Raw genomic sequence first — 26,372 nt, 5'->3', positions numbered from 1 at the left:
TTATTAATAAATAAATTTAAAACAAATGAAAAAAGCAGTTTTAATGATTTTCCTTTTTATAGGAGTAGTTCAATTAGCACAAAGTCAAATCCAAGGAGGTATCAAAGCTGGTATCAACTACAACTCAGATTCTTTCTCTGATGTAAAAAATGATGTAGTTTTTGATAATGCAAAAAGTAAAACAGGATTCCATGCAGGTGCTTGGTTACGTATAAACTTACCTGTTACAGATTTATACTTAAGACCTGAATTAGTATATACTCAATTAAGTAATGAAGTTTCTTATAAATATAATTCTACTTCAACAGCACAAGCAACCACATACGATTTTCAAAAGATCGATATCCCTGTTTTAGTAGGATATAAATTTTTAAAAGTAGCACATGTTTTTGGAGGACCTTCTTTTCAATATATTTTAGATTCTGATTTTGATATAGAAGAATTAAAACAAGTTAATTCTGACGGGTTCTCAGTTGGAGTGCAATTTGGAGCTGGTATAGAACTTGGTAAATTAGGCTTAGATGTTCGTTGGGAAAGAGCTTTATCTGACACAGAAGCTACATTCGCTGATTCTAATTTTGAAAACGTAAATTTTGACACTCGTGTAAACCAAATTATTTTAGGTCTTTCTTACAGATTCTAAAACAATCAATCAGATATAAAAAAAACCGAAGTTTTTAACTTCGGTTTTTTTTATGTTTTAATATTTAACTCTAATGTCTCTATTTAAATAATCGGGTACATTTGGTTTATTCGGATCATTAAAATCATTTCTTGGGTCTCCGTCACCATTTTTATCTTCGTCTTTGGTAAAAACACCATCGCCATCATCATCTGAATCTAAAAAATTAAAAGCTCCATTTTTATCTGTATCATCATTCCAAGGCTTACCATCTCCATCTACATCTTCATAAATTGAAGGGACTCCATCTTGATCATGGTCTGTGTCTTCAACAATATCATATAAATCAATAATATACAATAAACTCTTATTAGGTAAATTCCCTCCGTTTCTATAGCTTAATCCTGAAGGCAATAAGAAAAAACCTTTCCCTGTACCATTATATGTTATAGGACCATTACCAGTTGCATTTTCTCCTCCAACAAAATGAGTAAATCCATAAACCCAACCTCTAACACCACCAAGAACAATTGATGAAGGATCAAACCATGTTGCTCTAGTTAAATCTTGCACTTTAGTTAACTTGTTTGAAGAATCTAAAGAACTTAATCTATAGGTTGTAAGAACTGAATCAACTACAGAAGGGTTTCCTTTCGCAGAAATTCCTTCTTCTTTTACAAAGTAATAGTAAGTGTAATCAATATCATATTCATTTATCACTCTACTTTTTAATCTTACATCATCAATCAAAGCTGTTTCACCATCTATCAATGGTTTTATTGAGTCTACAACCTCCTTATAATAATGAGTTTTCAAGAATTTAACTATAGAGTCTTGATCTTTAACTGCTTGAGCTTCATGATCAAAATTATCAATTATAGAATTACTATCACTACCACAAGCATATAAGAGTGTACCCACTACGGCAACGTAAAATAAATGTTTTAATTTTATCATTTAATTTTGAAATTTTAACGCGCAATTTACCATTTTTATACCTTTGTAAAAAACGAAACGACAAAAATTAACTTTTTATATGAGAATTGACAAATATTTGTGGTGTATCCGATTATTTAAAACCCGTAGTATTTCCACAGATGCTTGTAAAAAAGGGCATGTAAAGATTGACGGAACCAATTTAAAACCCTCTAAAGAAGTTTTTGGAAATGAAGAGATTACTATTCGGAAAAATCAAATTAATTATAAAATAAAGATTTTAGACATCCCTCCTAACCGTGTGGGTGCTAAATTGGTTGATTTATATCGAAAAGACTTAACTCCTAAAGAAGAGTTTGAAAAAACTGAGTTATTAAAGTACTCTAAAGATTATTATCGTAAAAAAGGAACTGGACGTCCAACCAAAAAAGATCGTCGTGATATTGAAGATTATTACGATGATTCTGCAGAAAATGATGTTAATTTGTAATTCCTTTGTTTAAACTAAAAGAAAAAATGACCAACACCAACAATATCATCTTAAATAATACGCAAATAGAGCAAAAAATACGTAGAATGGCTTTTCAAATCTACGAAAGTAATAGTGATGAAAATGAAATTATTATTGCGGGTATTGCTGATAACGGTTTTTTTCTTGCTGAAAAAATTGCTGATGCCGTAAATAAAATCTCACCTTTACAAGTTACCCTTTGTAAAGTTTCTATCAATAAGAAAAAACCTACAACCCCTATTACAACTTCTATAACTAGTGACGAATACAAAAATAAAGCATTAGTATTAGTTGATGATGTTTTAAACTCAGGTACTACTTTAATTTATGGAGTTAAACACTTTTTAGAAGTTCCTTTAAAAAGATTTAAAACCGCCGTGTTAGTAAATAGAAATCACAAAAAATATCCAGTAAAAGCAGACTTTAAAGGTATTTCTTTATCTACCTCTATTAAAGAACATGTAGTTGTTGAGTTTAAATCAAATGAAACTATTGCTTATTTAAGTTAATAGAAACTGAAGATCTTCTACAGTTTCTCTCACATCTTTATTATCAACTACTAATTTATGAGTAGCTTGATTGTAATAATAGCTTCTTTCAAATAAGTGTTTGGCTATAAACTCAGCCAATTCATCTTTATGTAAGCGAGCTACCAATGGGCGTTGGCTTTTTTCATTCACTAATCTTTCCATAATAGTATTTATAGAAGTTTTTAAATAGACAGAAGTCACATCATCATAACTTAATAGTACATTCATGTTTCCTGCATAACATGGTGTACCTCCACCTAAAGATAATACAAAATCTTCTTTTTTATCTAAAAGAGCTTTTAGATAAATATGTTCTTGTTTACGAAAATAAATTTCTCCTTTCTCTTTAAAAACATCAGATACCGACATTTTCTCTTTTTCCTCGATATACGCATCTAAATCTATAAAAGAAATCTGCATTTTTTCGGCTAAAATCCTACCAACTGTCGATTTCCCGCTAGCCATATATCCCAATAATACAATTTTCATAAACTAGTAATTAAGCAGTTACAAATATCTGTAAAAAATATTACAAAAAAGCTTTTTTCATTTAAAGAACAGTTGTATATTTGCAACCGCTTTCACAAGGAAGCAATGACCGGGTAGCTCAGTTGGTAGAGCATCTCCCTTTTAAGGAGAGGGTCCTGGGTTCGAGCCCCAGCCCGGTCACCAAAAAGTTAAGCGAAAGCTTAACTTTTTTAGTTTAAGCACATATGGCGGAATTGGTAGACGCGCTGCCTTGAGGGGGCAGTATTCTTAGGAATGTGGAAGTTCGAATCTTCTTATGTGCACCAAACAATAAAAAGCATAAACTTTTGAAGAAGTTTGTGCTTTTTTATTTTATTAATGTAATTCTCACTTCTCTTATCAATTTCACAGATAATTAACTAAACAAAATCTATTTATTCTTATTATTGCATTATGCAAAAACAATACACCATTTTATTGTTACTTCTTGTTTCGTCATTAATAACAATAGCTCAAACCACTCAAGATAATAACCTTAAAGGACAAATTATAGATTCTGAATCTAAAAAACCTTTAAGTGCCGCCCATATACTAAACTTAAATACTGTAGTAGGTACAATTACCAACGAGCAAGGAAGCTTTAGTCTTGTTGCAAAAGCAAATGATACTGTTTTGGTATCTTATTTGGGGTATTCCTCTATAAAACTAAAAGTAACAAACGACCTTTTAAAAGGTAATGAAGTTGTAATTTCTTTAGAAGAAAAACCTGAAGAGGTTAAAGAGGTAGTTATTAAATCTACAGAACTCATTGGTGTTTTAGAAGTTGATGTAAAGCAAGTACCTAAAGATCGTTTTACAAGAATACATATTAACGGATTACCACAAACCTATGAAGTAGGAAAGCCTCAAAAAATATCCTCTCCTATAGCTAAATTATTAAACCCTGTTGATTTAGTATATAACCACTTTGGAAGTAAGCCTAAACAACTAAAAAAGTTAAAAAAGCTTAAACAAGAAGATGATTTACGTAAAATGCTTGCAGGCAAATTTGACAGAGAAGTAATGATGGAATATTTAGAAATGGACAGAACTGAGTTAAACAAGCTACTTTCTGATTGTAACTATTCTGAATATTTCATAAAAAAAGCTAGTGATTTACAACTTATCGAAGCCGTTTTAAACTGTTATGAAAACTACAAGGCTGTTAAAAATGGTAAAATAGAACGAGACAGAATACCTAAATAAGATCTTTTATGTTAAAAAAGTAGGGATTTCCATAATTTATCTGTTATATTGTTTAATAACTAATAAATAATTACATTTAAAATGAGAAAAACCATATTATTATCTTTTCTATTTGTTATACTTTTAAGCTGTAGTAAGGAAGATATAAATCCGCCCGTTCTTGACAATCTCGCTAATGATTTTGTTTGGAAAGCTATGAACTCATGGTATAACTGGCAAGAAGATGTTCCTAATTTAGCAGATAGTAAAGATGATAATAAAAATGATTATTATACCTACCTTAACTCTTACAGTACTCCTAGCTCATTATTTGAAAGTTTAAAACATGCAAAGGATGATTTCTCTTGGTTTATTGAAGATTATGTTGCTCAACAACAACAATTCCAAGGTACTTCTAAAACTTTTGGTTTTAGACCAAGTTTGGTTAGAGTTGGTACAACCGATTATGTAATAATGTATATTCAACACGTTTCTAAAAACTCTCCTGCAGATCTAGCTGGATTTAAAAGAGGAGATATAATAAACGCCATTAATGGAACTGTAATGACTTTAAGCAATTATAATAGTGTTTTGGATGGTTATTATCAAGAAACTTCAGAGTTTTCATTTACAGAAAAAGACGGTCAAACTTTTAAAGAAAACAAAACGATTTCACAAGCAGTAGTATCAGACAACCCTGTACATTTAACTAAAGTTTTTGATAATATAAATGGTAAGAAAGTTGGATACATAGTATACAATGGCTTCAGGTCTTCTTATAACGATGAGTTAAATGCTGCTTTTGCTGAATTAAAATCTGCTGGTGTTCAAGAATTAGTGTTAGATTTAAGAATTAATGGTGGTGGTTCTGTACAAACATCTGCATACTTAGCAAGTATGATACATGCTGAAGCAGGTACTGATAAGTTTGCTGAATTAAAATTCAACAGCAAACACTCTCAATATAATGATCCTTATTATTTTGATAATACATTAAATGTTTATGGTGCAGATGGAAAAAAGACTAGTGAAGAAACAATTAATAGATTATCAGGTATTAATAAATTATATGTTTTAGCATCTGGTAGTACTGCATCCGCTAGTGAAATGATTATAAATGGATTACGCCCTTTTATTGATGTAAAAGTAGTAGGAACTAAAACTGTTGGAAAAAATGAAGGGTCAATAACATTATATGACTCACCAACTAGTGACTATACTAATGTAAACACAGCTAATTCTTCTCATAAAATGGCTATGCAACCAATTGTTTTTCAAATCTATAATAAGCTTGGTCAAAATGATTATGGTAATGGATTTGAGCCTAATATCTTAATCGAAGAATGGAAACATTGGGATAACATCTTACCTTTTGGTGATGAAAATGAAATTGTACTTAAAACAGCCTTGGATGACATAAGAGGTTTATCTGCAAAATCTACATACGAAGTAAAAAGTTTTGAACGTATTGATATAAATGTATCAACAAACAAGTTTGAACAAGAAATGTATATTGATAGTCATTACTTTAATAAGTAAAATTACCTTATAAAAAGCAGCAAAATTTTGCTGCTTTTTTTATGCTTCTATTTCATTCAAAAGAATTAAATTTACACCTTTAAAAACACACACAAACACAACTATAATATAATGATTCATTTCTTTGGAAACGTAAACAGTAAAGTATTTGCTGTTCAAACAACAGAAGAATTAACATCTGAAACAATTTCGAAGTTAACTTGGTTATTTGGCAACCAACCGAAAATAAATGCGGCGTCTCTCGACGCCTTTTTTGTTGGGCCTAGAGCAGCAATGATTACTCCGTGGAGTACCAATGCTGTTGAAATAACACAAAACATGGGAATTTCTGGAATTATTAGAATTGAAGAATTTGAAGCAGTAGCTGATGATTTTTCTGATTTTGATCCGATGATTTCTCAAAAACTTAATGGTTTACATCAAAACACGTTTACTATTGATATTCAACCAGAACCTATCTTAGAAATTGAAGACATCTCAGCTTACAATGAGCAAGAAGGTTTGGCCTTAAGCAATGAAGAAGTTACTTATTTAGAAGAAGTTGCTACTAAAATTGGAAGAAAATTAACCGACTCTGAAGTATTTGGATTTTCTCAAGTAAACTCAGAACACTGTCGTCATAAAATTTTTAATGGAACTTTTGTTATTGATGGAGAAGAAATGCCTACTTCATTATTCAAGTTAATTAAAGAAACGTCAAAGCAGAATCCAAACGATATTGTTTCTGCATATAAAGACAATGTTGCTTTTGTAAAAGGACCAAAAGTGGAGCAATTTGCTCCAAAAAGTGCAGATAAACCAGATTTTTACGAAACAAAAGAGTTTGAATCTGTTATTTCATTAAAAGCTGAAACACACAACTTCCCTACTACTGTAGAGCCTTTTAATGGAGCAGCAACAGGATCAGGAGGTGAAATTCGCGATAGATTAGCTGGAGGAAAAGGGTCTTTACCATTAGCAGGTACTGCTGTTTATATGACTTCTTACTCTCGTTTAGAGGAGAATCGTCCTTGGGAAAAAGGAATGGATGAACGTAAATGGTTATATCAAACTCCAATGGATATCTTAATCAAAGCTTCTAACGGAGCGTCTGATTTTGGTAATAAGTTCGGACAACCATTAATTTGTGGTTCTGTCTTAACTTTTGAACATGAAGAAGATGCTCGCAAACTTGGTTTCGACAAAGTAATTATGCAAGCTGGAGGAATTGGATATGGTAAAAAAGAACAAGCTTTAAAAGGTACTCCACAAGAAGGAGATAAAATAGTAATTCTTGGAGGTGAAAATTACCGTATTGGTATGGGAGGAGCTGCGGTTTCTTCTGCTGATACTGGAGAATTTTCTTCAGGAATTGAATTAAATGCAATTCAGCGTTCTAACCCTGAAATGCAAAAGCGTGCTGCCAATGCCGTTCGTGGTATGGTAGAAAGTGATGAAAACTATATTGTTTCTATTCACGATCATGGAGCTGGTGGACACTTAAACTGTTTATCAGAATTAGTGGAAGATACGGGTGGAAACATCGATTTAGATAAATTACCAGTGGGTGACCCTACGCTATCTGATAAAGAGATTATTGGTAATGAATCTCAAGAGCGTATGGGATTAGTGATTGCTGAAAAGCATATTGATACCCTTAATAAGATTGCTGAACGTGAACGTTCACCAATGTACACTGTTGGTGATGTTACTGGTGACCATCGTTTTACTTTTGAATCTAAAACCAACGGTAACAAACCTATGGATTTAGCTTTAGAAGATATGTTTGGTAGTTCTCCAAAAACAATCATGACTGATAAAACAATTGATAGAAACTACGCTGACGTAAATTATTCAAAAGAAAACTTTACCCAATATTTAGAGCAAGTACTACAATTAGAAGCTGTTGCCTGTAAAGATTGGTTAACAAATAAAGTTGACCGTTGTGTTGGAGGAAAAGTAGCGAAGCAACAATGTGTTGGTTCTTTACAAATTCCATTGAACAATGTAGGTGTGATGGCGTTGGATTATAAAGGTAAAGAAGGTATTGCTACTACAATAGGACACTCTCCTATTTCTGGATTAATTGATCCAGAAGCAGGAAGTAAAAACTCAATTGCTGAAGCATTAACTAATATTGTATGGGCTCCTTTAAAAGATGGTTTACAATCAGTTTCATTATCAGCAAACTGGATGTGGCCTTGTAAAAATGAAGGTGAAGATGCTCGTTTATACAAAGCAGTAAAAGCTGTTTCTGATTTTTCTATCGATTTAGGAATCAATGTTCCTACAGGAAAAGATTCTTTATCAATGAAACAGAAATATCCGAATGAAGAAGTAATTTCTCCTGGTACTGTAGTTATTTCAGCTGCAGCTAACTGTAACGATATCAATAAAGTTATAGAACCTGTTTTACAACCAAACAAGGGAGATATCTATTATATTAATTTATCGCAAGATGAATTTAAATTAGGAGGAAGTTCGTTTGCGCAAATAGTAAACAAATTAGGTAACTCTGCTCCTACTATTACTAATAATGAATTCTTTAAATCAGCATTTAATGTTTTACAGAATTTAATAAAAGAAGGAAAAATTGTCGCAGGTCACGATGTTGCATCTGGAGGATTAATTACTACTTTATTAGAATTGTGTTTTGCTGATGTAAATGTGGGTGCAAACCTAGATTTATCTGCTTTAAAAGAAACTGACAGTATTAAATTATTATTTGCTGAAAACTCAGGAATTGTTTTTCAATCGGTAGATTCTTCTGTAGAGCAAACTTTAGCTGATAATAATATTGAATTTTTCAAAATAGGTTCTGTTACTGAATCTGACAGATTAAATATTAAAAACGGAACTGATATTTTTGCTTTATCTGTTGCTGAGCTAAGAGATACATGGTATAAGACTTCTTATTTATTAGATCAAAAACAAACAGCTAATGGTTTAGCTAAAGATCGTTTTGATAATTATAAGAATCAACCATTACAATATACATTTCCAACTCATTTTACAGGTAAACTAACTGATACTGTGGGTACTGTAACAAACAGACCAAAAGCTGCAATTATTCGTGAAAAGGGTTCAAACTCAGAACGCGAAATGGCAAATGCTATGTATTTGGCTGGTTTTGACGTGAAAGATGTTCACATGACTGATTTAATTTCTGGTCGTGAAACTTTAGAAGATATTCAATTCATTGGAGCAGTTGGAGGTTTTTCTAATTCAGATGTTTTAGGGTCTGCTAAAGGATGGGCTGGAGCATTCTTATATAATGAAAAAGCAAATACAGCTTTGAAAAATTTCTTTAAAAGAGAAGATACGCTTTCAGTAGGTATTTGTAACGGATGTCAGTTGTTTATGGAGTTAGAATTAATTAATCCAGAACATAACGAACATGGTAAAATGCTTCATAATGAATCTAAGAAACACGAAAGTTCGTTTACATCTGTAAAAGTTCAAGAAAATAATTCAGTAATGTTATCTAGTTTAGTGGGAACTGAATTAGGAGTTTGGATTTCTCATGGAGAAGGTAAATTCAATTTACCAGAAACTGAAAACAATTATAATATTGTTGCTAAGTATGGTTATGAAGGATATCCTAATAATCCAAACGGTTCAGATTATAACACAGCAATGCTATGTGATAAGACTGGTCGTCATTTAGTTACAATGCCACATATTGAGCGTTCTACTTTCCAATGGAACTGGGCTTATTATCCACAAGACAGACAAGATGAAGTTTCTCCTTGGTTAGAAGCTTTTGTAAATGCAAGAAAATGGATAGAGAATAAAAAATAAGTAGAATACTACTTTCTCAACAATAAAAAAGCACTCTGTAAACAGGGTGCTTTTTTTTTACAAAAGTAAACTCTAAAAATATATATTTTACATTTGTTAACTATTAAATTGCGATAACATTTGTAATATTCTTCTTATTCAACTTATATTCCAAGTAAGTAATATGTCTCTATAAGTATTTTAAAGGCATATAATTAAACCTTAAGTAATTTAAAGTACTTATACAAGCATTATAAAGTTTATATCCTGATTCATATTTATTTAAACATAAACCACTGTAGTATCATTATTATTTATATTAAAGCCGTTTATTTGACGCTTATGCCTGTTAAATAAGGATAAATAGTTATTTAAGTACATTATGTTTATTAAAAAAGAGAGGTTTTTACATTTATAAACTTAATAGTCTAATCAAACAACTTGATTACATATGTAAATAAACATATTTATCAAAAGAATAAATTTTCTTTATATTATATACTTAAAACACTGTATTACAATAAGTTATCTGTTACTTATTAAAGTATTTAATAGTCTTGTTTGAAATTATTTTGAAAAAATATTAATTTTTTCTTGTTTACAATTATAAAATGATATATATTTACAATCGTAAACAACCCCTAATGTTTACATCGGTAAACAAATGATAGAAAGATTAAAAAAGATATTAGATTATTACAATTTATCGGCGTCAAGCTTTGCAGATAAAATTGATGTTCCAAGATCTAGCATTTCTCACCTACTATCAGGAAGAAATAAACCAAGTCTAGATTTTATTATAAAAGTTGAAACGGCTTTTGAAGAAGTTGATCTAAATTGGTTAGTATATGGTAAAGGTAGTTTTCCTCCAAATACACAAAACCAAGAGAAAGAGATAAAAATAGAAAAAAATGAGACTCCTTCTCTGTTCGCTGAAAATACAGTATTTGACCAAGAACCTGAAAAAAAACCAAATACGAAATTCTTAGAGAGTACTATAAAGCCAAAAGAATCGGCTGCTTTTAGAGAAATAAAGAATATTTTGGTTCTATATGATGATGGAACCTTTGAAGATTACAAAAAAAGATGATACTATAAATGATTCCTTAAAAAAATCCCCAAAGAATTTAATGAATTGTAAAATTCAAATAACCCCTCAGTATTTGTAACCCCCAACAAATCGTTTGAATTTTGTGAATCATTAAAAACTAAACTCTCCCCTAAAACTTATGTCCCCTTTAAGTTGTGAGTTTAGAAATTTGTCCCCCAGACAAACCCCTCGTGCTTGCACCCCTTAACAAGCAAACACAACCCCTTAAAATAGAAGAAGCCTGTATTATAAAAATAATACAGGCTTTTTTGCTTTTATATGTAAGCTAATTTTTATGTTAACATTCCTCCATCAACTGATAATGTTTGACCAGTAATATATGAACTCATATCTGATGCTAAGAAAACACATGCATTAGCAATATCTTGTGGAGTACCTCCTCTTTTTAAAGGAATTTCGTTTCTCCAACCTTCAACTACTTTTTCATCTAATTTTGCAGTCATCTCAGTTTCAATAAAACCTGGAGCAACTACATTACTACGAATATTACGAGAACCTAATTCTAACGCTACTGATTTTGAAAATCCTAAAATTCCTGCTTTTGATGCTGCATAATTTGCTTGACCAGCATTTCCTTTTAATCCAACAACAGAACTCATGTTAATAATTGATCCAGCACGTTGCTTCATCATCGGACGAATTACTGCTTTGGTTAAATTGAAAACAGATTTTAAATTTACTTCAATTACTTTATCAAAATCTTCTTCAGAAATACGCATTAACAAATTGTCTTTTGTAATACCTGCATTGTTTACTAATACATCAATAGTTCCGAATTCTTCTAATACGTTTTTTGCCAATTCTTGTGCTGCATCAAATTCGGCTGCATTTGATTGGTATCCTTTTGCTTTTACTCCTAATGCTTTCAACTCATTTTCTAAAGCAGTTGCTGCTTCAACAGAAGAGCTATAAGTAAATGCAACGTTACATCCTTGTTTTGCGAACTCTAAGGCAATTCCTCTACCAATTCCTCTAGTAGCACCTGTAACAATTGCAGTTTTATTTTCTAAAAGTTTCATTTATTAGTTGTTTTAATCGCAGGGCGATAGCCAAGGGTTTTATTCCCCGAAGCTTGCCTCTAAATTCTTACATAATTCTTTTAATCCCCAGAATATTTGCATCTGGGTAGTTTATTGGATTCAAATATAAAAATAAATTCCCGTTAAAAACGGGAATTTATTCTAATATGTATGTAGTTTGTTATGCTAAAACTTTAGCTACCATTTCTCCAATTTTAGCAGGAGACTCTACAACGTGTACTCCATTTTCTGCTAAAATTTTCATTTTTGCTTGGGCTGTATCATCAGCACCACCAACGATAGCACCTGCATGCCCCATTGTTCTACCAGCTGGAGCAGTTTGACCTGCAATAAAACCAACTACTGGCTTACGGTTACCGTCAGCTTTAATCCAACGAGCAGCTTCAGCTTCTAAGTTACCTCCAATTTCACCAATCATTACGATTGCTTCAGTTTCATCGTCATTCATTAATAACTCAACAGCTTCTTTAGTAGTAGTTCCAATAATTGGATCTCCACCAATACCAATAGCTGTAGTAATTCCGTAACCTTGTTTTACAACTTGATCAGCAGCTTCATAAGTTAAAGTTCCTGATTTAGAAACAATACCTACTTTACCTTTTTTAAAGATAAATCCTGGCATAATTCCAACTTTAGCTTCTTCTGGAGTAATTACTCCTGGACAGTTAGGTCCTACTAAAGTACAATCTAATTGATCAATATAAGCTTTTACTTTTACCATATCAGCAGTAGGAATTCCTTCTGTAATACAAATGATTACTTTAATTCCTGCTTCAGCAGCTTCCATAATAGCATCAGCAGCAAATGCTGGTGGTACAAAAATAATAGAAGTATCTGCTCCTGCTTTTTGTACAGCCTCATCAACTGTATTAAAAACTGGCTTTCCTAAATGCTCTTGACCTCCTTTACCTGGTGTTACACCTCCAACTACGTTTGTTCCGTAATCGATCATTTGGCTAGCGTGGAAAGTTCCTTCGCTTCCTGTAAAACCTTGAACTATAATTTTTGAATCTTTATTTACTAAAACACTCATTGGTTTGCTTTTTTTATTTTTTAAGACAGACAAAAATAACTTTTTAATTGTGTTTTCACAATTAATTTTAGGTTACTTTTTTTCTTTATTTGTTGCATTCTTTAAATAGATGACTTCTCTAAGAGTTTGACGGTATTCACGCTGTGGTGTTCCGAAGTATACTCCTTTTTTTAAGGATTTTGTAACTCCTGTTTGCGCCATTAAAACGGTACCTTTTTCAATAGTTAGTCCACTAATAATACCTACTTGACCCCAAATTGTTACTTCATCTTCAATAACAGTACAACCAGCTATACCTGTTTGAGCTGCTATTAAACACTTTTTACCTATTACAGTATCGTGACCAATATGAACTTGATTATCAATTTTTGATCCTGCACCTATTAATGTATCTCCTGTTACTCCTCTATCAATTGTACAAGAAGCTCCTAAATCTACATTATCTTCAAGTACTACTCTACCTCCTGAAATTAATTTATCAAATCCTTCTGGTCGATTTTTGTAGTAGAAAGCGTCTCCTCCTAAAACTGTATTGGCATGAATTGTAACATTATCGCCTATTACACAGTTGTTATTAATTGCTACATTGGCATGAATTAAACAATTTTTACCAATCGTTACATTTTCACCAATAAAAACATTTGGTTGTATAATTGTACCTTCGCCTATAATGGCTGATTCAGCAATACTACTTTTTGAAGCAATAAAAGGATTAAAATACTTTGTTATTTTATTGAAATCTCTAAAAGGATCATCTGAGATTAATAATGATTTTCCTTCAGGACAATCTACTTTTTTATTAATTAAAATAGTAGTTGCTGCAGAATTTAATGCTTTATCGTAATATTTAGGGTGATCTACAAAAACGATGTCTCCTTTTTCTACTACATGAATCTCATTAATTCCTGTAATAGGAAAATCGTTTTCTCCTACAAATTCTACATTTAATAAAGTAGCTATTTGCTCTAAAGTTTGAGGCTGTTTGAATTTCATCTTTAAAAAGAAATTCCCGCTAAAAGAGCGGGAATATTAAATTTATTCTTTTATACGCTCTGTATATGCGCCTTTCTCTGTATCGATTTTTATTTTGTCTCCTTCATTAATAAATAAAGGAACATTAATCCTAGCACCAGTTTCAACAGTTGCAGGTTTTGTAGCGTTTGTTGCTGTATTACCTTTAACACCTGGCTCTGTATGTGTTATTTCTAAAATAACATGTGATGGCATTTCTACAGATAATGGCATATTATCTTCAGTATTAATTAAAACCGTAACAACTTCTCCTTCTTTCATTAAATCTGGAGCATCTAATACTGATTTTTGAAGTGTAATTTGATTATAATCTTCAGTATTCATAAAGTGATAAGTATCTCCTTCTGGATATAAGTACTGAAATTTATGAGTTTCAACACGAACGTCTTCAATTTTATGTCCTGCAGAAAATGTGTTGTCTAAAATTTTTCCAGTAGTAACACTTTTTAATTTTGTACGTACAAAAGCTGGACCTTTACCAGGTTTTACATGTAAAAACTCTATAACTTTGTAGATATCGTGATTAAACTTTATACACAATCCTTTTTTAATATCTGATGTTGTTGCCATTTATTTTTGATCTTTATAATTGCTCTATCGAGTGCAATTTTTCTAATTAATTTGCTTTAAAATATCCTTTCATTATTCCACGATGCGAATCTTTGATAAACTGAATGATTTCATCTCGCTCCGAAGTAGCTTCCATTTCAGCTTCAAGAATATCTATCGCTTGTGAATTATTGTAGTTTTTCTGGAATAAGATTCGATATACATCTTGAATTTCTCTAATCTTTTCGGTTGTAAAACCTCTTCTACGTAATCCAACAGAATTAATACCCACATATGATAACGGCTCTCTAGCTGCTTTAACAAAAGGAGGTACATCTTTACGAACTAAAGATCCTCCAGTAACAAAAGCATGATTTCCTACAGAGGCAAACTGGTGTACAGCTACCATACCTGCTAAAACCACATTATCGCCAATAGTAACGTGACCTGCTAAAGTTGAATTATTTGAAAAAATACAATTATCTCCCACTTTACAATCGTGAGCTATGTGGCAATATGCCATAATTAAGCAATTATCACCAATAACTGTTTTCATTCTGTCTGAAGTACCTCTGTTAATGGTAACACACTCTCTAATAGTAACGTTATCCCCAATTTCTACAGTGGTTTCTTCATCATTAAATTTTAAATCCTGAGGAATTGCAGAGATTACTGCTCCTGGAAAAATTCGACAGTTTTTACCGATGCGCGCACCTTCCATAATTGTAACGTTAGAACCAATCCAGGTTCCTGAACCAATTTCTACATTTGCATGAATGGTTGTAAAAGGTTCAATAACTACATTACGAGCTATTTTTGCTTGAGGGTGTACGTACGCAAGTGGTTGATTCATATTATTTTACTTTTGAAATTTGAGCCATTAATTCTGCTTCACAAACCAGCTTACCATTAGCATAAGCATATGCTTGCATATGAGCAATACCTCTTCTTATAGGTGTAATTAACTCACTCTTAAATATTAATGTATCTCCTGGTAATACTTTTTGTTTAAACTTTACATTGTCCATTTTCATGAAATATGTCAAGTAATTTTCAGGATCTGGAACCGTGTTTAATACTAAAACTCCTCCACATTGTGCCATTGCCTCTACTTGTAAAACTCCTGGCATTACAGGTGCTCCTGGAAAATGTCCTACAAAGAAATCTTCATTCATCGTAACATTTTTCATCCCTACAACGTGTTTATCAGATAATTCGATAATTCTATCAATTAATAAAAACGGTGGTCTATGAGGTAAGATATCCATAATTTTATGAATATCCATTAATGGTGGCTGGTTTAGATCATAAGTAGGAACATTGTTTCTCTTTTCCTGCTTAATGATTTTAGCCAACTTTTTAGCAAATGTAGTGTTTACTGAGTGCCCAGGTTTATTAGCAATTACTTTACCTCTAATACGAGTTCCTGTTAAGGCTAAGTCACCAATAACATCTAATAACTTATGACGTGCAGCTTCATTAGCCCAATGTAGTGTTAAGTTATCTAATACCCCATTAGGTTTTACGGTAATATTTTCTTTATTAAAGGCTTTTTTAAGCTTTTGCATTGTACTGTCTGACAATTCTTTATCAACATAAACAATAGCATTATTTAAATCACCTCCTTTAATTAAATCATTTTCTAGTAACATTTCAATTTCATGTAAAAAACTGAATGTTCTTGCTGCTGAAATTTCTTCTTTAAAATCAGAAATTTTATCTAAAGTAGCATTTTGAGTTCCTAAAATTTTAGTCCCAAAATCTACCATTGTAGTAATTTGGTATTCATCAGCTGGCATTAAAATAATTTCGCTACCAGTTACTTCATCTTTATATGATATAATTTCTTTTACAACATATTCTTCTACTTCTGCCTCTTGCTCTATTATTCCAGCTTCTTCTAAAGCTTCAATAAAAAACTTTGAAGAACCATCCATAATTGGTGGCTCTGAAGCGTTAACTTCAATAAGTAAATTATCTATATCTAAACCTACTGCAGCTGCTAATACGTGTTCAGATGTTTGAATTTGAACTCCGTTTTTTTCAAGGTTAGTACCTCTTTGTGTATTTGTTACGTACTCAGCTTTTGCTTCAATAACTGGCTCACCTTCTAAATCAACACGCTTAAAAGCAAATCCGTGATTTTCTGGTGCTGGTTTAAAAACCATTGTAACTTCATTACCTGTGTGTAATCCTACGCCTGATAATGTTATTTCGTTTTGTATTGTTTTTTGTTTCTTACTCATTGTTTACTTTTTGAGCATTCAACTCTTTTTCTATTTTATGTATTGTAGATGCTAACTTTGGTAAGTTTTTAAAGTGTACATACGATTTACTATAGTCAGAATATCCGAAGGCAGGAGATCCCTGAACAACTTCGCCATCTTTTAAACTTTTTCCTATTCCTGCTTGTGCTTGGATTTTTACATTATTTCCAATTGTGATGTGTCCAACAATACCTACTTGACCTCCAATCATACAATTTTCTCCTATTTTGGTAGATCCTGCAATTCCTGTTTGAGAAGCTATTACGGTATTTTTTCCTATTTCAACATTGTGAGCTATTTGAATATGGTTATCTAACTTTACTCCTTTACGAATAATCGTAGAACCTAAAGTAGCTCTATCTATAGTTGAATTTGAACCAACATCAACGTTGTCTTCTATGATAACGTTTCCAATTTGTGGAATTGCTTTATACTCTCCATTTTCATCTGGTGCAAAACCAAAACCATCTGCGCCTATTACAGTTCCTGAGTGAATCTTACAATTCTTTCCTATTATAGTTTCAGAATAAATCTTTACCCCAGCAAAAACAACCGTATTATCTCCAATAACTACATTATCACCAATATAAGAATTAGGATAAATCTTCACGTTATTGCCTAGCACTACGTTTTCGCCTATGTAAGCATAAGCTCCAATATATTCGTTGTCTCCAATGGTTACAGAATCCGCCATAAAGTGAGGATTTTCTCTTCCTACTTTATTATTTTTCACTTCATTATAAAACTCTAATAACTTTGAAAATGATTTATACGCATTTTCAACCTTAATCAAGGTAGTTTCTATTTCCTTTTCAGGAACAAAACTTTTATTAACAATAGCTACAGACGCTTTTGTTGAATATATATATGAATTATATTTCGGATTAGATAAAAAGGTTAATGACCCCAAGGTACCTTCTTCTATCTTGGAAAGTTTAGATACTTCAGCTTCTGGGTTTCCTACAATCTCACCCTCTAAAATATCGGCTATTTGTTTTGCTGTAAATTTCATTAAGTGCAAAAGTAATTATTTTTGTTCAATTACCTCTTCATTAGTATTTGTTTCTAATAATTAGTCTAAGTTATTTTTTTAGGATAACACAAATAATGTTTTATAACAGGCTTAGTTAAAGCTTTAAGATTTAGCTGATCAGATGCTTTTGCAATATCTTTTAACTTACCTTTTTTTGTGTAAATTTTTATAGGTTTATCTGAATTATAAGCTTGATGTTTAATTTTATTTGAAAAAACAAAATACTCTAACTCTTCATCAGTTAGATTTACTAGCTTTTGAAGTTTTTTTCTTCTTTTTTCAATATATTCTTCTGAAAAAGGTTTCTCTTGAATTTCAATTCTTAAAAGATTTCTATCTATAATTTTCTTGGCTAAGGTAGACAACACGAAATCTTCATGATTTTTCCACTCTTTAATAGCTGAAAAAATATCATAGTCATCTAATTCCGAAAATATCTGTAAGGTTTTACCTGTGAAGTTTTCACTAGTTATTTCATTGTACAAAAAGTATTTTAATGCTGAACTTGCTGGTAACTCTACTCCTTTTATAGCTAACTCCTTTGCTCGTTTTAATATGCTAACTAATAGACTCTCTGCTACTAATCCTGTTTTATGTAAATAAACCTGCCAATACATTAAACGACGCGCAATAATGAATTTTTCAACAGAATAAATTCCTTTTTGTTCTATTACCAATTCATTGTCTACCACATTCATCATTGCTATTAAGCGATCGGAAGAAATATTTCCTTCAGCTACACCAGTGTAAAAGCTATCTCTTTTTAAATAATCTAATCGATCAATATCTAATTGGCTTGATATTAATTGATATAAAAATTTACGAGGATGTTTTCCTTCAAAAACTTCAATAGCTAAACTTAATTTTCCGTCAAACTCCTCATTAATAGCTTTCATAAACTTTAAAGAAATCTCTTCGTGAGTAATTTCGTTTACAATGCTATGCTCTAAAGCATGAGAAAAAGCTCCGTGACCAATGTCATGCAATAAAATGGCAATGTATAAAGCATTGGCTTCATCTTCAGAAATTTCTACATTTTTTACACGCAATACTCGAACTGCTTTTTGCATTAAGTGCATACAACCAATCGCATGATGAAAACGTGTATGGTTAGCCCCTGGATATACCAAATTTGACAACCCCATTTGAGTTACTCTGCGTAATCTTTGAAAATATGGATGCTCAATAATGTCAAAAATTAGTGAGTTGGGTATAGAGATAAATCCGTATATCGGATCGTTAATTATCTTTAATTTATTGGTTGTCGATTTCTTCAAAATGTATAATTCCTTGAATTTTAAACAAAAAAATCATAATTTATCAACAAAACCAAATTAACAAGCGTTTAATTAACGTATTTTTAGCTTTTAAAAACGCAACAAAACTCCTTTTAAACGTTATTTACTGTATAGTTCTACTATAACAACAATTTTGTTTTAGTAAAAATTTGATGAAAAATTATGATGAAAAACATACATATTCTTTGGGTTGATGATGAAATAGATTTATTAAAACCACACATATTATTTTTAGAAAAAAAAGACTACAAAGTAACTACTTGTACTAACGGAGCTGATGCTATTGACATGGTTGATGAAAATAATTTTGATATTGTTTTTTTAGATGAAAATATGCCAGGTATTACAGGTTTAGAAACGTTGTCTGAAATAAAACAGAAAAACCCTAACCTTCCTATAGTAATGATTACTAAAAGTGAGGAAGAATACCTTATGGAAGAAGCTATTGGATCTAAAATTGCTGATTATTTAATTAAGCCAGTAAATCCGAATCAAATATTATTGAGTTTAAAAAAGAATCTGGATCATTCTCGTTTAGTTTCAGAAAAAACTACTTCGAATTACCAACAAGAATTCCGAAAAATTTCAATGGATTTAGCTATGGTTAACTCCTATGAGGAATGGATTGAGTTGTATAAAAAATTAGTTCACTGGGAGCTAGAATTAGAAGATATTAATGATACTGGAATGTTAGAAATTTTAGAATCTCAAAAATCGGAAGCTAATTCTCAGTTTTTTAAATTCATTAAAAAGAAATATCAAAATTGGCTAACTAGCAACGATAAACCTACGTTTTCTCATACTTTATTTAAGGATTATGTCGTTCCTAATTTATCTAAAGAACGAGGAGTTCTATGGGTGGTAATAGATAATCTTCGCTATGATCAATACCGAGTTTTAGAGCCTTTTATTAACAATTACTACAAAAAGGAAGAAGAGAACTCTTATTACAGCATTTTACCAACTGCTACGCAGTATGCACGTAATGCAATATTTTCTGGACTAATGCCTTCTGAAATGGAAAAAAGATTTCCTAAACTTTGGAAAAATGACACTGATGAAGGTGGTAAAAACTTATTTGAAGCCGAGTTTTTAAACGATCAAATTAAACGTTTAGGTTTAGATATTAAGCATGAATATTATAAAATTGTTTCGTTAAAAAGCGGAAAAGATTTAGCCGATAATTACAATGGAACAAAGCAAAACGATTTAACTGCTGTTGTTTTTAACTTCGTTGATATGCTTTCACATGCTAAAACCGAAATGGAAGTAATTAAAGAATTGGCTGGTGATGATAAAGCATACCGCTCTTTAACAGTAAGTTGGTTTAAAAACTCTCCGTTATATGACATCATTCAGAAAGCTCAAAAATTAGGGCAAAAACTAATTATTACTACCGACCACGGTACAATAAACTGTAAACATCCTACCAAAGTTATAGGTGACAAAAACATCAGTTCAAACCTGCGTTATAAAACAGGTAGAAGCTTGAGTTATGAAGATAAAGATGTGTATGCAATTAAAAATCCGAAGGATATTTTTTTGCCAACTGTAGCTATTAATAGTCCATTTATTTTCACCAAAGAAGATTTGTTTTTTGCTTATCCTAATAATTACAATCACTTTGTAAAGTATTATAAAAACACCTATCAGCATGGTGGAATTTCGTTAGAAGAAATGATTATTCCGTGCGCTGTTTACAACCCGAAGTAATAAAAAAAAGAAAATTAACTAATATGTAAATTCTACTAGTCAATAAGTTTTATTAACTAGTTTTCTTCTTTATTTTTGCTTTTATGAACAAAAACTATTCATTAAACGAATTAACAGCTGTTGCTGAAGAAATCGTTGCTACAGCTCCGCATAAAATACTTTTGTTTTATGGAGAAATGGGTGTTGGAAAAACTACATTAATCAAAGAATTATGTAAAATTTTAGGAGTTGAAGATATAGCCAGTTCTCCTACTTTTTCTCTAGTTAACGAATATAAAACCAACACCAATGAAACGGTTTATCATTTCGATTTTTACCGTATTGAAGATGAAGAAGAAGCCTACGACATGGGGATTGAAGATTATTTTTACAGTAATAATTGGTGCTTAGTAGAATGGCCAGAAAATATTAAAAATTTACTACCTTTAGATACTGTTTCCATCTCAATTAACTTATTAGAAAACGGGCAACGAAACATTCAATTAAAAACCAACTAATTACATGGGGTCTATTTCACCTTTTACCAAAGAGCAGTTAATGCCACAAACCGAAATGCTTGAAATTAAAAAGCAAAAAGGCGAATTGTTTATCGGTTTACCAAAAGAAACCCATTTTGAAGAAAAACGAATTAGTTTAACCCCTGATGCAGTGGCTGCTTTGGTAGCCCACGGACATCGAATTGTTGTTGAAACTGGTGCTGGAGATGGTGCAAACTACAGTGATAAAGAATATTCTGATGCTGGTGCAAAAATTTCTTACGATGTTAAAGAGGCTTTTGCTTGTAATATTGTTTTAAAAGTTGAACCGCCTTCTTTAGATGAAATTCAGATGTTAAATCCGCAAACGGTATTAATTTCTGCATTACAACTTAAAACACAAGATAAAAAATACTTTGAAGCTTTAGCTAAAAAACGAATCACAGCTATCGCTTTTGACTATATTAAAGATGAACATGGCGTTTATCCTATTGTAAAATCATTAAGTGAAATAGCAGGAATAGCTTCTATGCATATTGCCGCTGAACTTTTAACCACATCTAATGGCGGTAATGGTTTACTATTAGGTAATATAGGAGGTGTACCTCCTACTGATGTGGTTATTTTAGGAGCTGGTACCGTTGGTGAGTTTGCTGCTAGATCTGCTATTGGCTTAGGTGCTAGAGTTAAAGTTTTTGATAATTCTATAACTAAACTTAGAAAACTTCAAAGCTGTGTTAATTCACCTATTTATACTTCAACAATACAACCAAAAACTCTTCAAAAAGCATTAATGCGTTGTGATATTGCTATTGGTGCTATTAGAGGTAAAGACCGGTCTCCAGTAGTTGTTACTGAAGAAATGATAGAACAAATGAAAGACGGTGCTGTAATTGTTGATGTTAGCATTGATAGAGGTGGATGTTTCGAAACTTCTAAAATTACGACACATAGTAAACCTACTTTTGCTAACCATGGTGTAATTCACTATTGTGTACCTAATATTCCTTCAAGGTACTCAAGAACAGCATCAGTATCTATTAGCAATATTTTCACTCCATATTTATTAGAAATTGCTGAAGAAGGAGGTTTTGAAAATGCTGCTCGTTTTGACAAAAGCTTACGTAACGGTATGTATTTTTATCACGGAATTTTAACGAATAAAACAGTGGCTGATTGGTTTGATTTACCTTATAGAGATATTAACTTACTCTTTTTCTAAAGTTTCAAAGACTAGATATAATAAAGTAAAAATGTTACCAAAAGAATAATATAAGTTATTACTTTTGCTTTTCAATTTTAAAGTATGCAGTGGTTAAAACGTTTTGGTTATTATTTAATAGGTATTGCCTTAGGTAGTTTAGTAGTTCTTTTTATTTGGAAAGGAAAGGATGTTTCTTTTGACTACGGAATGGATGCTCGTACCTTAAAAACTATCAGAATAAAAAAGCGCTTATTTTCTGAACAAGCTCAACAAATATTAGCTACTTCTAAAGTTGATACTACCGTAATTTCAACCATTTTAACTCATGGTGATGTTGATTTTGGAAAAAGTAAACCTCGTTTAAAACCATGTGCTGAGTATTTTATTACTGGAAAAGATAGCTTAAAACATATTGATTTATATGTGATTCGCTGCGACTCTACATCTACTATCGATAAAATTACAATTAACTAACAGTTTTTGTATTTATCATACAATCCTACTCCGTTTAAAATCATTGAAATAATTTTTTCTGTTCGTTTTTGTTTGGTAGTTTCTCTTTTAGCTTCAGTTATATAATCAGAAAATTCTCTTTGTTTACTTAAAGAAAAATCATTGAAAGTTTCTTTCAATCTATCATTCTTATCAAATTCTAGTTGAAGTTTCTCAGGTATTAATATAGGTTTTGTATTCCTTTTTACCTTTAACTCTTTTCCTTCTTCAGAGTTTTTAATTGCTTCTATAGCATATTTTTTTACTAAATCAGGCTGAATGTCTTCTATTGTATAAAACCTCCACTGACGCATCGCTTGTGTTTTTCCTTCTTGTGAATTCACTAATTTTTTCTGTTCATCAATTAAAAAACTTCCTTGAAAAAACCACAATCCACAATAATTTTTAAAAGCTGAAAGCCCTACAATATTCTTTCCTTTATGAGCATAAACAGGAGCCCCCCATTTAACAGTCTCTTCAAAACCTACTTCTAATAAAACAGAACGCAAGAGTTTTAACTCTTGCGTCCATGTATTTTTATCGTTGATATATATTGTTACTTTAGGATTCATTAAGCTATTGGCTCTTCTAATGAAACCATCCAGTTTACACCATATTTATCTCGTAACATCCCAAATTTACCTCCCCAAAAAGCTTCTTCAAACGGCATCATTACAAAAGCTCCTTCAGAAAGTCCGTTAAAAATGGCTACAGCTTCATCCTCATCTTCAGTATTTATACTAACCGCAAAATTATTACCTTGGGTAAAAGCCTCGTGTTCATTCAAATAATCAGAAGACATAAGAGTGATATTTCCTGCTTCTAACATGCAATGCATTGTTAATTCCATGGCCTCAGCAGGTACATTTTTGCACACTTCTTCTGGCGCATCTTTAAACTGCATTAACATGGTTACTTCTCCACCTAATACATCTGCATAAAAAGTCATTGCTTCTTTGCAGTTTCCATTAAAATGTAAATACGTACTTGCTTGCATATTATTTATTTTTTTAGTTAGCTATATCACTTGTAAATTTTATGCGCATTAAACGTAATTCTTCATCATCATAATCACCATCAAACTCGTCTAAAGCATCTTGAATTTTATCGGTTTCGGCTTCCATAAAATATTCATGGATTTCTTCTTGTTGATCTTCATCTAATAAATCATCAATTGCATAATCGATATTCAACTTAGTACCAGAAAATACAATAGCTTCCATTTCTTTTATCAACTCAGACATTTCTAAACCTTTTGAGCTCGCTATATCTTCTAAAGGAAGCTTTCTATCTGTATTTTGAATAATATATAATTTTAAACCTGAGTTTACTCCTGTACTCTTAACAATTAAGTCATCAGGACGCATTATATCATTTTCCTTAACGTATTTAGATATCAAAGCGACAAAATCTTTACCATACTTTTTAGCTTTACCTTCTCCAACACCGTGAACTTTTGATAGCTCATCTAAATCTATTGGATATTTTAAAGCCATATCATCTAAAGATGGATCTTGAAAAACTGCAAAAGGAGGAACACCTAATCGCTTACCTACAGTTTTTCTCAAGTCTTTCAGCATTGCTACCAACTTATCATCAACTCCACCTGCATTTGACTTTTCATTTGTTATAATAGTACCATCATCAGCAGTTTCGTATACATGGTTTTCAGTCATCATAAAAGAAGTAGGATTCTTCATAAACTGTTTACCTTCTTTTGTAATTTTTAAAACCCCGTATTGTTCAATCTCTTTTTTAATAAGATCCGCTACTAATACTTGGCGAATTAAAGCCATCCAATAATGATTATCTTTAGCTTTTCCTACTCCGAAAAATGGCTGTTCGTTTGTTTTGTGAGACTTAAGTAGTGCATTTTCTTTACCTATAATAGTATTTACTATTTCTTTAGGCTTGTACATTTCACTAGTATTCTTAATAACTGATAACAACGTTACCACTTCGTCTTTAGCTTCGTGTTTTTTCTTTGGATTACGCATATTGTCATCCATATCAGCACCTTCTCCATTGACTTCATCAAACTCTTCACCGAAATAATGTAACAAATATTTACGCCTATTCATTGAAGTCTCAGCATACCCCACTACTTCTTGTAATAATGCATGACCTACTTCTTGTTCAGCTACTGGCTTATTTGCCATAAACTTTTCAAGCTTTTCAATATCTTTATATGAGTAAAAAGTTAAACAATAACCTTCACCTCCATCACGACCAGCCCTACCTGTTTCTTGGTAATAACTTTCTAAACTTTTAGGAATATCATGGTGGATAACGTAGCGTACATCTGGTTTATCGATCCCCATTCCAAAAGCAATAGTAGCAACAACTACATCACAATCTTCCATTAAAAACATATCCTGATGCTTTACTCTCGTTTTGGCATCTAAACCCGCATGATACGGAACTGCATTAATACCATTTACTTGTAGTACCTGAGCTATTTCTTCAACCTTTTTCCTGCTTAAACAGTAAATAATTCCAGATTTTCCAAGTCGTTGTTTTATAAAACGAATGATGTCTTTTTCTACTTCTTTAGTTTTAGGACGTACTTCGTAAAATAAATTTGCTCTATTAAAGGATGCTTTGAAGACATTTGCATCCGTCATTCCCAACGTTTTTAATATATCTTCCTGAACTTTCTCTGTAGCCGTAGCTGTTAAACCAATAATTGGTACATTATCAATTTGCTTAATAATACTACGTAAGTTTCGGTATTCAGGTCTAAAATCGTGCCCCCACTCTGAAATACAGTGTGCTTCATCAATCGCTACAAAAGATATCTTTTGATCCCTTAAAAAATCTACATACTCCTCTTTAATGAGTGATTCTGGAGCTACATATAATAATTTGGTAATGCCTGACTCTATATCCGATTTTACTTGAGCAATCTCAGATTTGTTTAATGAAGAGTTTAATACATGAGCTATTCCATGATTTTCAGAAATCCCTCTAATAGCATCTACCTGATTCTTCATCAATGCAATTAAAGGTGAAATCACAATAGCTGTACCTTCTTTCATTAGTGCTGGTAATTGGTAACACAGCGACTTACCTCCTCCTGTAGGCATGATTACAAATGTGTTATGATTTTCTAACACACTGTTTACTACAGCTTCCTGTAGCCCTTTGAACTTATTAAACCCGAAGATCTTTTTTAATGATCCATATAAATCCGTCTGCTCTTTATTCATCTTCTAATATCAAAAATTAAAAACGAGAACTAATTTACAAAAAATCCTAACAATAAACAGTCGAAACTTTCTTTTTATTAAAAAGATTTTATTCTTAAATATTCCTACTTTTACACTCTAAAAAATTCTTAAAACTTTTTTAACTTGAAAGACGCAAATGCTACTCTCTCAATCTCAAAAGAAACTATACTTTTAAAGAGTAATACTATTGCTAATTTAGCAAAATTATTAGATAGCTCTTTTACAAGTATTGTAACTTTATCATTAAGTTTAAAGATAACAACAGCTATACTAACAAAGTTCACCTACAATATTAATTAAATACG

25 protein-coding genes and 2 tRNA genes are annotated in these 26,372 nt (G+C 31.5%); 14 read left to right on the top strand and 13 right to left on the bottom strand.

From position 1 onward, the window contains the following. Positions 1 to 25 precede the first annotated feature (25 nt). Positions 26 to 643 carry a porin family protein gene (locus N534_RS0107745; protein ID WP_028891940.1) on the top strand — a complete coding sequence of 206 codons (618 nt, stop codon included), beginning with the start codon at positions 26 to 28 and terminating at the stop codon, positions 641 to 643. A gap of 57 nt (positions 644 to 700) precedes the next feature. On the opposite strand, the gene N534_RS0107740 is transcribed toward N534_RS0107745, so the two are convergent. Further along, a complete protein-coding gene (locus N534_RS0107740; protein ID WP_028891939.1) occupies positions 701 to 1,579 on the bottom strand; it encodes a hypothetical protein in 879 nt (292 codons plus the stop codon). A gap of 79 nt (positions 1,580 to 1,658) precedes the next feature. Here N534_RS0107740 and N534_RS0107735 point away from each other — a divergent pair, with 79 nt between their 5' ends. Together N534_RS0107735 and N534_RS0107730 are read left to right on the top strand one after the other, a co-directional pair. After that, the gene (locus tag N534_RS0107735; protein WP_028891938.1) at positions 1,659 to 2,048 is read left to right on the top strand and encodes an RNA-binding S4 domain-containing protein; all 390 of its coding nucleotides are present in this window, start codon (positions 1,659 to 1,661) and stop codon (positions 2,046 to 2,048) included. A 26-nt stretch (positions 2,049 to 2,074) separates the two neighbouring features. Further along, on the top strand, positions 2,075 to 2,578 hold the full coding sequence (locus N534_RS0107730; protein WP_028891937.1) for a phosphoribosyltransferase family protein: 504 nt from the start codon (positions 2,075 to 2,077) through the stop codon (positions 2,576 to 2,578). On the opposite strand, the gene N534_RS0107725 is transcribed toward N534_RS0107730, so the two are convergent. Then, positions 2,570 to 3,088 (bottom strand): shikimate kinase, encoded by a 519-nt coding sequence (locus N534_RS0107725; protein ID WP_028891936.1) that lies wholly within the window; start codon positions 3,086 to 3,088, stop codon positions 2,570 to 2,572. The genes N534_RS0107730 and N534_RS0107725 overlap by 9 nt on opposite strands. Before the next feature lie 107 nt (positions 3,089 to 3,195). Here N534_RS0107725 and N534_RS0107720 point away from each other — a divergent pair. The 6 genes from N534_RS0107720 to N534_RS0107695 all read left to right on the top strand — a co-directional run bounded on the left by N534_RS0107720 (position 3,196) and on the right by N534_RS0107695 (position 10,679). After that, positions 3,196 to 3,271: transfer RNA gene (locus N534_RS0107720), tRNA-Lys, on the top strand. 35 nt (positions 3,272 to 3,306) lie between these two features. Continuing rightward, positions 3,307 to 3,393, top strand: a tRNA-Leu gene (locus N534_RS0107715). A gap of 127 nt (positions 3,394 to 3,520) precedes the next feature. After that, positions 3,521 to 4,312: a carboxypeptidase-like regulatory domain-containing protein gene (locus N534_RS0107710; protein WP_028891935.1), complete on the top strand. Its 792-nt coding sequence runs from the start codon at positions 3,521 to 3,523 to the stop codon at positions 4,310 to 4,312. Between the two features lie 81 nt (positions 4,313 to 4,393). Continuing rightward, the gene (locus N534_RS0107705; protein WP_028891934.1) at positions 4,394 to 5,830 is read left to right on the top strand and encodes a S41 family peptidase; all 1,437 of its coding nucleotides are present in this window, start codon (positions 4,394 to 4,396) and stop codon (positions 5,828 to 5,830) included. Positions 5,831 to 5,941: 111 nt separating this feature from the next. Beyond that, complete coding sequence (purL, locus tag N534_RS0107700) at positions 5,942 to 9,610, top strand: phosphoribosylformylglycinamidine synthase (protein WP_028891933.1); 3,669 nt, start codon at positions 5,942 to 5,944, stop codon at positions 9,608 to 9,610. A gap of 643 nt (positions 9,611 to 10,253) precedes the next feature. Further along, the gene (locus N534_RS0107695; protein WP_038005757.1) at positions 10,254 to 10,679 is read left to right on the top strand and encodes a helix-turn-helix transcriptional regulator; all 426 of its coding nucleotides are present in this window, start codon (positions 10,254 to 10,256) and stop codon (positions 10,677 to 10,679) included. A gap of 293 nt (positions 10,680 to 10,972) precedes the next feature. On the opposite strand, the gene fabG is transcribed toward N534_RS0107695, so the two are convergent. From fabG to N534_RS0107655, 8 genes are all read right to left on the bottom strand, one after another. Then, positions 10,973 to 11,719: a 3-oxoacyl-[acyl-carrier-protein] reductase gene (fabG, locus tag N534_RS0107690; RefSeq protein WP_028891931.1), complete on the bottom strand. Its 747-nt coding sequence runs from the start codon at positions 11,717 to 11,719 to the stop codon at positions 10,973 to 10,975. A 181-nt stretch (positions 11,720 to 11,900) separates the two neighbouring features. Continuing rightward, complete coding sequence (gene sucD / locus N534_RS0107685) at positions 11,901 to 12,773, bottom strand: succinate--CoA ligase subunit alpha (RefSeq protein WP_028891930.1); 873 nt, start codon at positions 12,771 to 12,773, stop codon at positions 11,901 to 11,903. Between the two features lie 72 nt (positions 12,774 to 12,845). Continuing rightward, entirely contained in the window at positions 12,846 to 13,766 is a 921-nt protein-coding gene (locus N534_RS0107680) for a UDP-3-O-(3-hydroxymyristoyl)glucosamine N-acyltransferase (RefSeq protein ID WP_028891929.1), read from the bottom strand. Positions 13,767 to 13,808: 42 nt separating this feature from the next. Continuing rightward, positions 13,809 to 14,375, bottom strand: coding sequence for an elongation factor P (efp, locus tag N534_RS0107675; protein WP_028891928.1), 567 nt, complete (start codon positions 14,373 to 14,375; stop codon positions 13,809 to 13,811). Between the two features lie 46 nt (positions 14,376 to 14,421). Continuing rightward, positions 14,422 to 15,207, bottom strand: coding sequence for an acyl-ACP--UDP-N-acetylglucosamine O-acyltransferase (gene lpxA, locus N534_RS0107670; RefSeq protein ID WP_028891927.1), 786 nt, complete (start codon positions 15,205 to 15,207; stop codon positions 14,422 to 14,424). Between the two features lies 1 nt (position 15,208). Further along, complete coding sequence (locus tag N534_RS0107665; RefSeq protein WP_028891926.1) at positions 15,209 to 16,600, bottom strand: bifunctional UDP-3-O-[3-hydroxymyristoyl] N-acetylglucosamine deacetylase/3-hydroxyacyl-ACP dehydratase; 1,392 nt, start codon at positions 16,598 to 16,600, stop codon at positions 15,209 to 15,211. Further along, positions 16,593 to 17,633: a UDP-3-O-(3-hydroxymyristoyl)glucosamine N-acyltransferase gene (lpxD, locus tag N534_RS0107660; protein WP_028891925.1), complete on the bottom strand. Its 1,041-nt coding sequence runs from the start codon at positions 17,631 to 17,633 to the stop codon at positions 16,593 to 16,595. The genes N534_RS0107665 and lpxD overlap by 8 nt, the downstream gene beginning before the upstream one ends. A 65-nt stretch (positions 17,634 to 17,698) precedes the next feature. Continuing rightward, entirely contained in the window at positions 17,699 to 18,931 is a 1,233-nt protein-coding gene (locus N534_RS0107655) for an HD domain-containing protein (RefSeq protein ID WP_028891924.1), read from the bottom strand. Positions 18,932 to 19,117: 186 nt separating this feature from the next. Here N534_RS0107655 and N534_RS0107650 point away from each other — a divergent pair, with 186 nt between their 5' ends. The 4 genes from N534_RS0107650 (at position 19,118) to N534_RS0107635 (ending at position 22,819) form a co-directional block, all read left to right on the top strand. Further along, on the top strand, positions 19,118 to 20,665 hold the full coding sequence (locus N534_RS0107650) for a response regulator (protein ID WP_028891923.1): 1,548 nt from the start codon (positions 19,118 to 19,120) through the stop codon (positions 20,663 to 20,665). Between the two features lie 83 nt (positions 20,666 to 20,748). Beyond that, the gene (tsaE, locus tag N534_RS0107645) at positions 20,749 to 21,162 is read left to right on the top strand and encodes a tRNA (adenosine(37)-N6)-threonylcarbamoyltransferase complex ATPase subunit type 1 TsaE (protein WP_028891922.1); all 414 of its coding nucleotides are present in this window, start codon (positions 20,749 to 20,751) and stop codon (positions 21,160 to 21,162) included. Positions 21,163 to 21,166: 4 nt separating this feature from the next. Then, a complete protein-coding gene (locus tag N534_RS0107640) occupies positions 21,167 to 22,363 on the top strand; it encodes an alanine dehydrogenase (RefSeq protein WP_028891921.1) in 1,197 nt (398 codons plus the stop codon). Between the two features lie 84 nt (positions 22,364 to 22,447). Beyond that, positions 22,448 to 22,819 (top strand): hypothetical protein, encoded by a 372-nt coding sequence (locus N534_RS0107635; protein WP_028891920.1) that lies wholly within the window; start codon positions 22,448 to 22,450, stop codon positions 22,817 to 22,819. Here N534_RS0107635 and N534_RS0107630 read toward each other — a convergent pair. The 3 genes from N534_RS0107630 to N534_RS0107620 are packed head-to-tail and all read right to left on the bottom strand — an operon-like array spanning position 22,816 to position 26,046. Next, positions 22,816 to 23,409, bottom strand: a complete 594-nt coding sequence (locus tag N534_RS0107630) for a YdeI family protein (protein WP_028891919.1) — start codon at positions 23,407 to 23,409, stop codon at positions 22,816 to 22,818. The genes N534_RS0107635 and N534_RS0107630 overlap by 4 nt on opposite strands. Continuing rightward, on the bottom strand, positions 23,409 to 23,834 hold the full coding sequence (locus tag N534_RS0107625; RefSeq protein ID WP_028891918.1) for a VOC family protein: 426 nt from the start codon (positions 23,832 to 23,834) through the stop codon (positions 23,409 to 23,411). The genes N534_RS0107630 and N534_RS0107625 overlap by 1 nt, the downstream gene beginning before the upstream one ends. A 13-nt stretch (positions 23,835 to 23,847) precedes the next feature. Further along, the gene (locus tag N534_RS0107620) at positions 23,848 to 26,046 is read right to left on the bottom strand and encodes an ATP-dependent DNA helicase RecQ (protein WP_028891917.1); all 2,199 of its coding nucleotides are present in this window, start codon (positions 26,044 to 26,046) and stop codon (positions 23,848 to 23,850) included. 144 nt (positions 26,047 to 26,190) lie between these two features. Here N534_RS0107620 and N534_RS15320 point away from each other — a divergent pair, with 144 nt between their 5' ends. Further along, positions 26,191 to 26,367: a hypothetical protein gene (locus N534_RS15320; protein WP_156025577.1), complete on the top strand. Its 177-nt coding sequence runs from the start codon at positions 26,191 to 26,193 to the stop codon at positions 26,365 to 26,367. Positions 26,368 to 26,372: the final 5 nt, after the last annotated feature.

The organism is Tenacibaculum sp. 47A_GOM-205m (assembly GCF_000518405.1).
Lineage (GTDB): Bacteria > Bacteroidota > Bacteroidia > Flavobacteriales > Flavobacteriaceae > Polaribacter > Polaribacter lutimaris.
The sequence above is the reverse complement of the archived record's forward strand: the minus strand, read 5'-3'. Positions and strand labels throughout refer to the sequence as shown.

Bases quoted from the DNA above. Each gene is read 5' to 3' on its own strand.
- N534_RS0107710 (WP_028891935.1), top strand. From the start codon at position 3,521: ATGCAAAAACAATACACCATTTTATTGTTACTTCTTGTTTCGTCATTA.
- N534_RS0107665 (WP_028891926.1), bottom strand. From the start codon at position 16,600: ATGAGTAAGAAACAAAAAACAATACAAAACGAAATAACATTATCAGGC.
- N534_RS0107695 (WP_038005757.1), top strand. From the start codon at position 10,254: ATGATAGAAAGATTAAAAAAGATATTAGATTATTACAATTTATCGGCG.
- purL (WP_028891933.1), top strand. From the start codon at position 5,942: ATGATTCATTTCTTTGGAAACGTAAACAGTAAAGTATTTGCTGTTCAA.
- tsaE (WP_028891922.1), top strand. From the start codon at position 20,749: ATGAACAAAAACTATTCATTAAACGAATTAACAGCTGTTGCTGAAGAA.
- sucD (WP_028891930.1), bottom strand. From the start codon at position 12,773: ATGAGTGTTTTAGTAAATAAAGATTCAAAAATTATAGTTCAAGGTTTT.
- N534_RS0107740 (WP_028891939.1), bottom strand. From the start codon at position 1,579: ATGATAAAATTAAAACATTTATTTTACGTTGCCGTAGTGGGTACACTC.
- fabG (WP_028891931.1), bottom strand. From the start codon at position 11,719: ATGAAACTTTTAGAAAATAAAACTGCAATTGTTACAGGTGCTACTAGA.
- N534_RS0107650 (WP_028891923.1), top strand. From the start codon at position 19,118: ATGAAAAACATACATATTCTTTGGGTTGATGATGAAATAGATTTATTA.
- N534_RS0107620 (WP_028891917.1), bottom strand. From the start codon at position 26,046: ATGAATAAAGAGCAGACGGATTTATATGGATCATTAAAAAAGATCTTC.
- N534_RS0107725 (WP_028891936.1), bottom strand. From the start codon at position 3,088: ATGAAAATTGTATTATTGGGATATATGGCTAGCGGGAAATCGACAGTT.
- N534_RS0107735 (WP_028891938.1), top strand. From the start codon at position 1,659: ATGAGAATTGACAAATATTTGTGGTGTATCCGATTATTTAAAACCCGT.
- N534_RS0107680 (WP_028891929.1), bottom strand. From the start codon at position 13,766: ATGAAATTCAAACAGCCTCAAACTTTAGAGCAAATAGCTACTTTATTA.
- N534_RS0107625 (WP_028891918.1), bottom strand. From the start codon at position 23,834: ATGCAAGCAAGTACGTATTTACATTTTAATGGAAACTGCAAAGAAGCA.
- N534_RS0107705 (WP_028891934.1), top strand. From the start codon at position 4,394: ATGAGAAAAACCATATTATTATCTTTTCTATTTGTTATACTTTTAAGC.
- N534_RS0107630 (WP_028891919.1), bottom strand. From the start codon at position 23,409: ATGAATCCTAAAGTAACAATATATATCAACGATAAAAATACATGGACG.
- lpxD (WP_028891925.1), bottom strand. From the start codon at position 17,633: ATGAAATTTACAGCAAAACAAATAGCCGATATTTTAGAGGGTGAGATT.
- N534_RS0107635 (WP_028891920.1), top strand. From the start codon at position 22,448: ATGCAGTGGTTAAAACGTTTTGGTTATTATTTAATAGGTATTGCCTTA.
- efp (WP_028891928.1), bottom strand. From the start codon at position 14,375: ATGGCAACAACATCAGATATTAAAAAAGGATTGTGTATAAAGTTTAAT.
- lpxA (WP_028891927.1), bottom strand. From the start codon at position 15,207: ATGAATCAACCACTTGCGTACGTACACCCTCAAGCAAAAATAGCTCGT.
- N534_RS0107640 (WP_028891921.1), top strand. From the start codon at position 21,167: ATGGGGTCTATTTCACCTTTTACCAAAGAGCAGTTAATGCCACAAACC.
- N534_RS0107745 (WP_028891940.1), top strand. From the start codon at position 26: ATGAAAAAAGCAGTTTTAATGATTTTCCTTTTTATAGGAGTAGTTCAA.
- N534_RS0107730 (WP_028891937.1), top strand. From the start codon at position 2,075: ATGACCAACACCAACAATATCATCTTAAATAATACGCAAATAGAGCAA.